At 73.7% G+C, this 9,690-nt stretch carries 9 protein-coding genes and 1 pseudogene; 7 read left to right on the top strand and 3 right to left on the bottom strand.

Translation table 11 applies throughout. From position 1 onward, the window contains the following. Positions 1-115, bottom strand: a pseudogene (locus tag IE140_RS25285) (electron transfer flavoprotein subunit beta); the annotation flags it as partial. Positions 116-284: 169 nt separating this feature from the next. Between IE140_RS25285 and IE140_RS25280 the strand changes: the two are divergent. Further along, positions 285-1,007: a TetR family transcriptional regulator gene (locus tag IE140_RS25280; protein WP_189460723.1), complete on the top strand. Its 723-nt coding sequence runs from the start codon at positions 285-287 to the stop codon at positions 1,005-1,007. Positions 1,008-1,132: 125 nt separating this feature from the next. After that, positions 1,133-1,501 carry a Zn-ribbon domain-containing OB-fold protein gene (locus IE140_RS25275; RefSeq protein ID WP_010072666.1) on the top strand — a complete coding sequence of 123 codons (369 nt, stop codon included), beginning with the start codon at positions 1,133-1,135 and terminating at the stop codon, positions 1,499-1,501. Positions 1,502-1,525: 24 nt separating this feature from the next. Here the strand turns inward: IE140_RS25275 and IE140_RS25270 are convergent, their stop codons facing one another. After that, entirely contained in the window at positions 1,526-2,221 is a 696-nt protein-coding gene (locus IE140_RS25270) for a type 1 glutamine amidotransferase domain-containing protein (protein ID WP_150197086.1), read from the bottom strand. Positions 2,222-2,336: 115 nt separating this feature from the next. Between IE140_RS25270 and IE140_RS25265 the strand changes: the two genes are divergently transcribed. After that, on the top strand, positions 2,337-3,302 hold the full coding sequence (locus IE140_RS25265; protein ID WP_150197087.1) for a LysR family transcriptional regulator: 966 nt from the start codon (positions 2,337-2,339) through the stop codon (positions 3,300-3,302). Positions 3,303-3,678: 376 nt separating this feature from the next. On the opposite strand, the gene IE140_RS25260 is transcribed toward IE140_RS25265, so the two are convergent. Further along, positions 3,679-4,335, bottom strand: coding sequence for a fasciclin domain-containing protein (locus tag IE140_RS25260; RefSeq protein ID WP_150197088.1), 657 nt, complete (start codon positions 4,333-4,335; stop codon positions 3,679-3,681). Positions 4,336-5,029: 694 nt separating this feature from the next. Between IE140_RS25260 and IE140_RS25255 the strand changes: the two genes are divergently transcribed. The 4 genes from IE140_RS25255 to IE140_RS25240 all read left to right on the top strand — a co-directional run bounded on the left by IE140_RS25255 (position 5,030) and on the right by IE140_RS25240 (position 9,682). Continuing rightward, positions 5,030-5,875 (top strand): inositol monophosphatase family protein, encoded by an 846-nt coding sequence (locus tag IE140_RS25255; RefSeq protein WP_150197089.1) that lies wholly within the window; start codon positions 5,030-5,032, stop codon positions 5,873-5,875. 177 nt (positions 5,876-6,052) lie between these two features. Further along, the gene (locus tag IE140_RS25250) at positions 6,053-7,471 is read left to right on the top strand and encodes a phytoene desaturase family protein (RefSeq protein WP_093438001.1); all 1,419 of its coding nucleotides are present in this window, start codon (positions 6,053-6,055) and stop codon (positions 7,469-7,471) included. Positions 7,472-7,564: 93 nt separating this feature from the next. After that, positions 7,565-8,098, top strand: a complete 534-nt coding sequence (locus tag IE140_RS25245) for an O-acetyl-ADP-ribose deacetylase (RefSeq protein WP_006128683.1) — start codon at positions 7,565-7,567, stop codon at positions 8,096-8,098. A gap of 111 nt (positions 8,099-8,209) precedes the next feature. After that, positions 8,210-9,682, top strand: a complete 1,473-nt coding sequence (locus tag IE140_RS25240; protein WP_032777013.1) for an AlkA N-terminal domain-containing protein — start codon at positions 8,210-8,212, stop codon at positions 9,680-9,682. Positions 9,683-9,690 lie beyond the last annotated feature (8 nt).

Below are 9,690 nucleotides of genomic sequence, written 5' to 3'. Positions count from 1 at the left end.
GCTCCGACAGCAGACCGTCGACATCCTCACGGTCCAGCGTCAGGTCATCGGCGAAACGCCGGTCACCGGTCGCGTCGGGCACGTACTTCACACAGACAACGATCCTCAAGCTCACGCCGGCTCTCCTGCCTACCTGGGTGTGGTCCCACCTGGGTGTCATTCGTACTGATGAAGAGACTATGGCACTCAGTACCCTCTGTAAAGGTACCCAGTGCCAAACCCCCTCTTCCGGTGCTACGTTTCGCCGCATGAGCGAGGCGCGAGGACCCGAGAAGAAGGCACCCATGCGGGAGGTGCTGGCGCAGGCGGCCTTCCAGCTCTTTCTGGAGCGGGGCTTCGAGCGGACGACCGTGGACGACATCGTGGCGCGGGCCGGCGTGGGCCGGCGTTCGTTCTTCCGCTACTTCCCGTCGAAGGAGGACGCGGTCTTCCCGGACCACGAGCGCTGCCTGGCGGAGATGACCGAGTTCCTGGCCGCCGCCGACGACGGCGATCCGGTCGGCGCGGTGTCCGACGCCGCGCGCATCGTGCTGCGGATGTACGCGGCCAACCCCGAGTTCTCCGTGCAGCGCTACCGCCTCACCCGGGAGGTGCCGGGGCTGCGGACGTACGAGCTGTCCGTGGTGCGCCGTTACGAGCAGACCCTCGCCGGCCATCTGCGGAGCCGGTTCGGTGCGGACGGCGACGGGGCGTTGCGGGCCGAGGTGATCGCCGCGTCCGTGGTCGCCGCGCACAACAACGGGCTGCGGCTGTGGCTGCGTTCGGGCGGGGAGGGGGATCCCGAGGTGGCGGTCGACCACGCGCTCGCGCTGGTGCGCGAGGTGTGGGGGCGCCCCACTGCCCCCGCCGCCCCGGCTGCCCCCGAGGCCTCAGTCGTCCCCGCTGCCCCTCTTGCGGTCTCCGGTGGAAGTGGCGGCGACGGTGAGGTGGTCGTGATGGTGGCGAGGAAGGGCACCCCGATGTGGCGCGTCGTGCAGCAGATCGAGTCGGCCGTCGGCGAGAACTGAGTATCAATGGGCACTCAGTGCCTAGACTGTCCGGCACTCAGTGCCATATGGTGCGGACGCGCCGGCAGTGCAGGTGCGGCGCGTCCGAGTCGAGCGCAGGGGGTCGAGCCGTGTCCCAGACAGGAATGGGTACCGTCCAGAAGGCGCACGAGGAGTGCGGCCTTGCCTACCACCGCTGCCGCTGGTGCGGCACCGCCTCCTTCCGGCGGCTGCTGTGCCCGGTGTGCGCGTCCAGCGAACTGGAGCCCGAACGCACCACCGGCGACGGCGTGATCGTCCGGACCGCCGTCATCCACCGCTACACCGAGGCGGCCCGCAACGAGTCCCTGGTCCGGTTCTCCGAGGGCTTCGTCTTCCGCTGCCGGATCGTGGGGGCGGCCCCCCACCTGGTGACGGTCGGCGCACGCGTCCGGCCCGTCTCCGGCGACGAGCCGGAGACGGGCGAGGTGGTGCTGGAACTCTGCGAGCCGCCCGCGCGGCAGGACTGGATCTGAGAGGCCCGGCCGCCGAGTGGGCGGTCAGCCGAGCCGGTTGACCAGTTCGGTGGCCAACGGGGCGGACGAGGCAGGGTTCTGGCCGGTGATCAGATTTCGGTCGGTGACGATGAACGGCGCCCAGGGCTCACCCTCCTGGAACTCCGCGCCCGCCGCCACCAGCCGGTCCTGGAGCAGCCACTTCGCCTTCTCGGCGAGTCCCGCCTGGGTCTCCTCGGTGTTGGTGAAGCCGGTCAGCCGGTAACCGGCGAAGGCGTTCTTGCCGTCGGGGCCGGTCGCGGCCAGCAGCGCCGCCGGACCGTGGCAGACCACGCCCAGCGGCTTGCCCGAGGCGAGAGCGGCGGTGAGCAGCCGGCCGGAGGCCTCGTTCACCGCGAGGTCCTCCATCGGGCCGTGGCCGCCGGGGTAGAACACCGCGTCGTAGGCGTCCAGGTCCACGTCCTCCAGCGCGACGGGCCGCCGCAGCTCCTCGAACGCGTCCAGTGCGGCCGCGACCCGGTCGGCGCCTTCCTGGCCGCCGTTGAACTCGGGCGCCAGGCTGCCGCGGTCCACGCTCGGGACGACGCCGCCCGGGGTGGCGACGACCACCTCGTGGCCGGCGGCGGTGAGGGTCTCGTACGGGGTGACGGCCTCTTCGGCCCAGAAGCCCGTGGGGTGCTTCGTGCCGTCCGCCAGGGTCCAGTGGTCCGCGCCGGTCACCACAAAAAGGATCTTCGCCATGTCGTACGTCTCCGTAGATCAGAGGGGTGTCGAGGGGTCGGTCGGGGGATCGGGTAGTGCTGACCTCTGCGACGGTAGGCGGGGTCACCCATAGGTTTCCAATAGGCTGGCAGCTATGAGAAATAAGGATCCTGATGGGTTCGCGGGGCTGGGCCGTACGGCGGACGCGCCACCGGGTCCGGCCGATCTGAATCTGCTGCGGACCTTCCTCGCCGTGCACCGGTCGGGGTCCTTCACCGCCGCCGCCCGGCTGCTCGGCCTCTCCCAGCCGACCGTCACCGCCCAGATGCGCTCCCTGGAGCGGCAGGTGGGCCGGGAGCTGTTCGAGCGGCTGCCGCGCGGGGTCGCCCCCTCGCCGTACGCGGACGAGCTGGCGGCCCGGGTCGTCGCCCCGCTGGACGCCCTCGCCGAGGTCACGGGCGACACGGTCCCGGCCGGGGAACGCCCGGCCGACCCCGTCCACCTGGCGGGCCCCGCCGAGCTGATGTGCCTGCGGGTGCTGCCCGCGCTGGCTCCGCTCGTCGCGGACGGGCTGCTGCTGCGCGCCGCGACCGGGCTCACCGATCCGCTCCTGGACGAGCTGCGGGCGGGCCGCCACGACCTGGTCGTCGCGACGGCCCGGCCGCGCGGCCGGGCGCTGTCCGCGGTGCCGCTGATGGACGAGGAGTTCGTGCTGACGGCCGCCTCGCACTGGGCCGCCCGTACCGGGGGGCCGGAGAACCTCGCGACCCGGGGGCCGGGCGCGCTGCACGGCGTGCCCCTGGTGACGTACGCCGAGGACCTGCCCATCGCCCGCCGCTACTGGCGCCACGTCTTCGGCCGCCGCCTCGACTGCCGGGCCGCCGTCACCGTGCCCGATCTGCGCGGAGTGCTCGCCGCCGTGGTGGCGGGGGCGGGCTTCTCGGTCCTGCCGCGCTATCTCTGCGCGGCCGAACTGGCCTCGGGCGCCCTCGTCGAGCTGTACGCCCCCGAGGACCCGCCGATCAACACCGCGTACCTCGTGCAGCGCCCCGGTTCCGCCGTCAACCCTCAGGTGGCGCGGGTGCGCGATCTGCTGATCGGGGCCGCCCGGGCGTGGTGAGCGGCTGCCGATCCCCGGACTGCCGCCCCCGAGGCCGTCACTCGCCGGGGTGGTGTCGGTGCTGCGTACGTCGTGCAGCCCTGGTCTCCCCGCACACGGCGGCACGGCAACGGGCGTGCACCGGCGTGGCGGCTCCGCCCGCCTCCGGACATCGGCGGGGCCCTCGTGCGGCTGCGGGCCGGATGGTCCCGCACAGCGGGCGGCTCGGGAGCGCGCCAAGGCTCACCAGGTCACCGACGTGGCCCTGCCGCTGAACCAGAGCTGACGCGTACACACCACCAGCACCAGCCACCGGGCTGACGGAGGCCCCGAGTCGGTGAAGACGACTCGGGGCCCGGCCCGTTCGGAGTCTTCCGCGCGGTGCGTGGGGTGTGCGTCAGCTCTTGGGCATGAGGACGGTGTCGACGATGTAGACGGTGGCGTTGGCGGTGGGGACGTTGCCGCAGACGACCTTGGAGGTGTCGTTGACGGTGTAGTTCTCGCCGGAGCCCTTGGTGGTGAGCGAGGACTTCTGGAGGGTGTCGTAGGTGCCGCTCTCCAGCTGCATGGGGGAGAGCTTCTCGCCGACGACGTGGTAGGTGAGGATGTTGGTGAGCATCTCCTTGTCGGCCAGGACCTTGTCGAGGTCGGCCTTGGGGATCTTGGCGAAGGCGTCGTTGGTCGGCGCGAACACGGTGATGTTCTGGGCGTTGTTGAGCGTGTCGACGAGACCGGCCTTCTTCACCGCGGTGACCAGGGTGGACAGGGCCGGGTTGTTGGAGGCGGCGGTGGCGACCGGGTCCTGGGCCATGCCGTCGAAGGAGCCCGCACCGTCCTTGGGGACGGTGGCGCAGGCCGGACCGAACGGGCCGTCCGCGGGGGCGGCGCCGTCGGCCGGCGCGCTCGACTTCTCCTCCGCGGGGGCGGAGGACGAGGCCTTGTCCGCGGCGGCGTCGGAGGAGCTGTCGTCCCCGCCGCAGGCGGTCAGCGTGAGGGGAAGGACGGCGGCGGCGGCGAGGGCGAGGGCGGCGCGGCGGTAGCGGAAGGCAGTCACGAGATATCTCCTGCGTGTTCGTTTGGTGGCACTGCGTGTTCGCCGAGGGGTGTGATTCGGCGATCAGATGCTGATGATCCGCAGTGCTGACGTCGGGTCAGGCGTCGCCCCGGTGCGGGGCGACTCGGGTCAGAGCGCTCGTCCGTGGAGCGGGTCGGGGGCGATGTCCGCCGGCGGGCGGATCGGTTGTGCCGCTCTGATCGTCATGTCTGCTATCCGGAGCCGCCGCGCGGCCGGATTGGTCGGCGGGGAAGAAACTTCATCCGGTCGCGTCACGGCGTCCGGTGGTCCACCCCCGGGATTAGCCCGACCGGGTGCGGTCCCGGGGCTGACCAATCCGACGTCCTGGCGGTGGCGAATACCCGATGTGAGCGGCTGTCAGGAGGAGGCACCGCGCACGACGAGGTTCCCCGGCGGCTGCGGGGATCCTCACCTCGCTCCCGCGGTGGAAGGCCCGCGGAGGGCGGCTGTTGTGGGGCGCCACTCTCCTGGGCGCCCCACAACAGATGGACCGGTTCTCAGCTGCGGCCGGCGGCGAGAGTGGCGTGGGCGACCACGTTGCCGCGGGAGCCGGGGCGGTGTCCCGGTCGCCGGCGGTGCGCGACGCTGCCGGCCGGCGCCTTCGCACCGAGCTGACCAGGGCCCTCGAACGCCCGGCGGCAGCCTCGCCGGGCGACCGTGATTGGGTGGAGCCATGATCGATGACTTCCTGTACGGGACCGCCGGGGACACCGGACCGCTGGCCGAGGTCGAGGCCGCCGTGCGCGCCGCCGCCGCGGCCGAGATCGTGCCCCGCCACCGGAAGCTCGCCGCCCACGAGATCATCGAGAAGAGCGGCCCGCACGACCTGGTCACCGCCGCCGACCGGCTGGCCGAGGAGCACCTCACCGCCGCCCTCACCAAGCTGCTGCCCGGCTCGGTCGTCGTCGGCGAGGAGTCCGTCCACGCCGACCCGGCGGTCTACGACGCCCTCGGCGGCGACGCCCCCGTCTGGATCGTCGACCCGGTCGACGGCACCCGCCAGTTCGTCCGGGGCGAGGCCGGCTTCTGCACGCTGGTCGCCCTCGCCCAGCACGGCGAGATCCACGCCTCCTGGACGTACGCACCGGTCCTCGGCGAGATGGCCGTCGCCGTGCGCGGCCGGGGCGCCACGCTCAACGGCGCCCCGATACGCTCCGGGTCGCCTGCCCCCGGCGCCGTCCTCAACGTGGCGACGTCGCACCCCGACTACACCACCGACGCCCAGAAGCGGGCCCTGCTCGGCCTGCGTACCGACGGCATCGCGCCCCGGCCCTGCGGTTCGGCGGGCCTGGAGTACCTGGCGGTGGCACGCGGGGAGCTGGACGCCATCGCGTTCAACTGGGAGTACGCCTGGGACCACGCGGCCGGACTGCTTCTGGTCACCGAGGCGGGCGGCGCGCAGGCGACCCTTGCGGGCGTCCCGTTCCGGATCGCGGGCGGCAACGACCTGCCGTTCACGGCGGCCCGGGACGAAGCCACCGTCGAACGGATCCTGACGGCGCTGCGCGCGGGCGGCTGACGGGGAGGGGCGTCCGGGCCCGCCGAGGACCTGACCGGCGGACGCGCGGCTCCGGGCCCGACCGGCGCGCGGCTCCGGGCCGATCGGCACGCGGGACCGCGGGGGTCCGCGTGCCGCGCTGTCGGTGGGGCCGCATACCCTGGGGGTCCGACTGCCGGCCGACGAAGGAGTCCCAAGGTGCCGTCGATGCTCGATGCGGTCGTGGTGGGCGCCGGACCCAACGGACTGACCGCCGCGGCCGAACTGGCGCGCAGGGGCTTCTCCGTGGAGGTCCACGAGGCGCACGACACCATCGGCGGCGGAGCCCGCACCGAGGAGCTGACCCTCCCCGGGTTCCGGCACGACCCGTGTTCCGCCGTGCACCCCCTCGGGATCGGCTCGCCCGCGTTCCGGGCGATGCCCCTGGCCCGGCACGGCCTGGAATGGCTGCACCCCGAGGTCGACCTCGCCCACCCCTTCCCGGACGGCACGGCTGCCGCCCTCACCCGGTCCGTCGGCGAGAGCGCCATGACGCTGGGGGCCGCCGACGCCGGCGCCTACCGCCGCCTCATGGCCCCCTTCCTCGGCCGCTGGGACACCCTGGCCGCCGACTTCCTGCGCACCCCCTGGGAGAGCCTGCCCCGCGACCCGTACCGGCTGGCCCGCTTCGGTCTGCTCGGCCTCCAGCCCGCCACCTGGGTCTCCCGGCGCTTCCAGGGCGAGAAGGCCCGCGGCCTCTTCGCCGGGCTCGCCGCCCACGCCATAGCGCCCACCAGCGGCTTCGCCACCTCGGCCATCGCCCTCGTTTTCGCGCTCGCCGCCCACGAGAACGGCTGGCCGGTGCCGCGCGGCGGCTCCCAGGCCATCTCCGACGCCCTCGCCTCCCTGCTCCGGGAACACGGCGGCACCATCCGCACCGACAGCGAGGTCAAGCGGCTGGACGAACTGCCGCCCGCCCGCGCCTACATCTTCGACACCTCGCCCTCCGCTCTCGCCCGCATCGCCGGACTCGGCAGCGCCTACCACCGCTACCGCTACGGCGCCTCCGCCTTCAAGATCGACTACGCGCTGTCCGGCCCCGTCCCCTGGACCGCGCCCGAGGCCCGCCGCGCGGGCACCGTCCACATCGGCCCCACCGCCACCGCCATCGACACGGCGCTGCGGGCCGCCGTCGACGGCCGCGACCCCAGCACGCCTTTCCTCATCACCGCCCAGCCCACCCTGACCGACCCCTCACGGGCCCCCGAAGGGCGCCACGTCTTCTGGGTGTACGGACATGTCCCGGCCGGCTGGGAAGGCGACGCCACCGACGTCATCGAACGCCAACTGGAGCGCTTCGCCCCCGGATTCCGCGACCTCGTCCTCGCCCGCGCGGTCGCCGGACCGCCCGAACTCGCCGCGCGCAACGCCAACTACGTCGGCGGCGACATCGCCTGCGGCGCCTTCGCCGGCCTCCAGACCCTCATCCGCCCCAAGCTCGCCCGCGTCCCGTACGCCACCGCGCACCCCGCGGTGTTCCTCTGCTCCTCGGCCACCCCGCCCGGGCCGGGGGTGCACGGCATGTCCGGTCACCACGCCGCCAAGGCCGTATGGCGGCGGCTGCGGGCGGCCTCCTGAAGCGGCCGCCCGGCCCGGAGCGCACTGCGGGTCCGCCCGGCGGGTCGCCCCGACCGGGCGGCGCAGGCCCCCGGCGCGCGGCATGATGTCCGCATGAGCACCTCTGTCTCTCCCGCCGTACGTCTGGTCCGCGGCGACATCACCGACCAGTCCGTCGACGTCATCGTCAACGCTGCGAACTCCTCGCTGCTCGGCGGTGGCGGAGTCGACGGCGCCATCCACCGGCGCGGCGGACCCGACATCCTCGCCGCCTGCCGTGAACTGCGCGCCTCGCAGTACGGAAAGGGGCTGCCCACCGGACAGGCCGTCGCCACCACCGCCGGACGCCTCGACGCGCAGTGGATCGTGCACACGGTCGGGCCGGTCTTCTCCGGCGCCCAGGACCGGTCCGCCCTGCTCGCCTCCTGCTACCGCGAATCCCTGCGCCTGGCAGCCGAGTTGGGGGCCAAGTCCATCGCGTTCCCGGCGATCTCCACCGGTATCTACGGCTGGCCGATGGACGACGGGGCCCGGATCGCGGTGCGCACGGTCCTGGCGGAGACCGTCGAGCCGGTCGAGGAGGTGCGCTTCGTGCTCTTCGACGCGCACGCGTACGTGGAGTTCGAGGAAGTCCTCGCGATGCGCTGACACCGCGCCCGGCGGCTGCCGCCAAGGGGCGCACGGCTGTCGGATTTCCGCGCGACCTCCGTGTCGGATTTCCGCCAGCCAAGCCCCTGACCGGTGCACCATCCTGGAACCATGCACACCGACACCGAGCGCTGCGTGCGGGCCGTCCAGTCGAAGGACGCCCGCTTCGACGGCTGGTTCTTCACCGCGGTCCTCACCACCCGGATCTACTGCCGCCCCAGCTGCCCCGTCGTGCCGCCCAAGACCCGCAACATGACCTTCTACCCGAGCGCCGCCGCCTGCCAGCAGGCCGGATTCCGGGCCTGCAAGCGGTGCCGCCCCGACACCAGCCCCGGATCCCCGGAGTGGAACGCCCGCGCCGACTCGGTCGCCCGCGCGATGCGTCTCATCCAGGACGGGGTCGTCGACCGCGAGGGCGTGCCCGGGCTCGCCGCCCGGCTCGGCTACTCCGCCCGCCAGATCGAACGCCAGCTGCTGGCCGAGCTCGGCGCCGGACCCCTGGCCCTGGCCCGCGCCCAGCGGGCACAGACCGCCCGCCTCCTCATCGAGACGACCGAACTGCCGATGGCCCAGGTGGCGTTCGCCGCCGGTTTCGCCTCGATCCGCACTTTCAACGAGACGGTCCGCGAGGTCTTCGCCCTGGCCCCCGGCGATCTGCGCACCCGCGCCGCCCGGGGCCCGCAGACCACCGCCGTACCCGGCGTCATCGCACTCCGCCTGCCGTACCGGGCCCCGCTCAACCCCAGCAACCTCTTCGGTCACCTCGCCGCGACCGCGGTCCCCGGCGTCGAGGAGTGGCGCGACGGCGCGTACCGGCGCACGCTGACCCTCCCGTACGGGCACGGCGTCGTCGCCCTGACCCCGAAACCCGACCACATCGCCTGCCGGCTCTCCCTCACCGACCCCCGCGACCTCACCCGGGCCATCAGCCGCTGCCGCTGGCTCCTGGACCTGGACGCGGACCCGGTCGCCGTCGACGCCCAGCTGCGCACCGACCCGCTGCTGGCCCCGCTGGTCGACGCGGGCCCCGGCCGCCGGGTGCCGCGCACCGTGGACGGCGCGGAGTTCGCCGTACGCGCGGTGCTCGGCCAGCAGGTCTCCACCGCCGCCGCCCGCACCCATGCGGCCCGGCTGGTCACCGCCCACGGTGTCCCGGTCGACGACCCCGAGGGCGGGCTCACCCACCTGTTCCCGACCCCCGAGGCACTGGCGGGGCTCGACCCGGAGGCCCTCGCGCTGCCGCGCACCCGCCGCACCACCCTCACCACTCTCGTCGCCGCCCTCGCGGAGGACCGGCTGCGGCTCGACACCGACACCGACTGGGAGCGGGCCCGCGCCGAACTGGCCGCGCTGCCCGGCTTCGGCCCCTGGACGGTCGAGTCCATCGCCATGCGGTCCCTCGGCGACCCCGACGCCTTCCTCCCCACCGACCTGGGCATCCGCCGCGCCGCCGAACGGCTCGGCCTGCGGGCCACCCCCGCCGCCCTCACCGCACGGGCCGCCGACTGGCGCCCCTGGCGGGCGTACGCCGTGCAGTACCTCTGGACGGTGGACGACCACCCCATCAACCACCTGCCCGCCTGAAGGAGGCT

The sequence above is a fragment of the Streptomyces parvus genome, assembly GCF_014648875.1.
GTDB lineage: Bacteria > Actinomycetota > Actinomycetes > Streptomycetales > Streptomycetaceae > Streptomyces > Streptomyces parvus.
The sequence above is the reverse complement of the archived record's forward strand: the minus strand, read 5'-3'. Positions and strand labels throughout refer to the sequence as shown.

Coding starts and splice junctions, on each gene's coding strand:
- IE140_RS25255 (WP_150197089.1), top strand. CDS start 5,030: ATGATCGATGACTTCCTGTACGGGACCGCCGGGGACACCGGACCGCTG.
- IE140_RS25245 (WP_006128683.1), top strand. CDS start 7,565: ATGAGCACCTCTGTCTCTCCCGCCGTACGTCTGGTCCGCGGCGACATC.
- IE140_RS25240 (WP_032777013.1), top strand. CDS start 8,210: ATGCACACCGACACCGAGCGCTGCGTGCGGGCCGTCCAGTCGAAGGAC.
- IE140_RS25280 (WP_189460723.1), top strand. CDS start 285: ATGCGGGAGGTGCTGGCGCAGGCGGCCTTCCAGCTCTTTCTGGAGCGG.
- IE140_RS25265 (WP_150197087.1), top strand. CDS start 2,337: ATGAGAAATAAGGATCCTGATGGGTTCGCGGGGCTGGGCCGTACGGCG.
- IE140_RS25270 (WP_150197086.1), bottom strand. CDS start 2,221: ATGGCGAAGATCCTTTTTGTGGTGACCGGCGCGGACCACTGGACCCTG.
- IE140_RS25275 (WP_010072666.1), top strand. CDS start 1,133: ATGGGTACCGTCCAGAAGGCGCACGAGGAGTGCGGCCTTGCCTACCAC.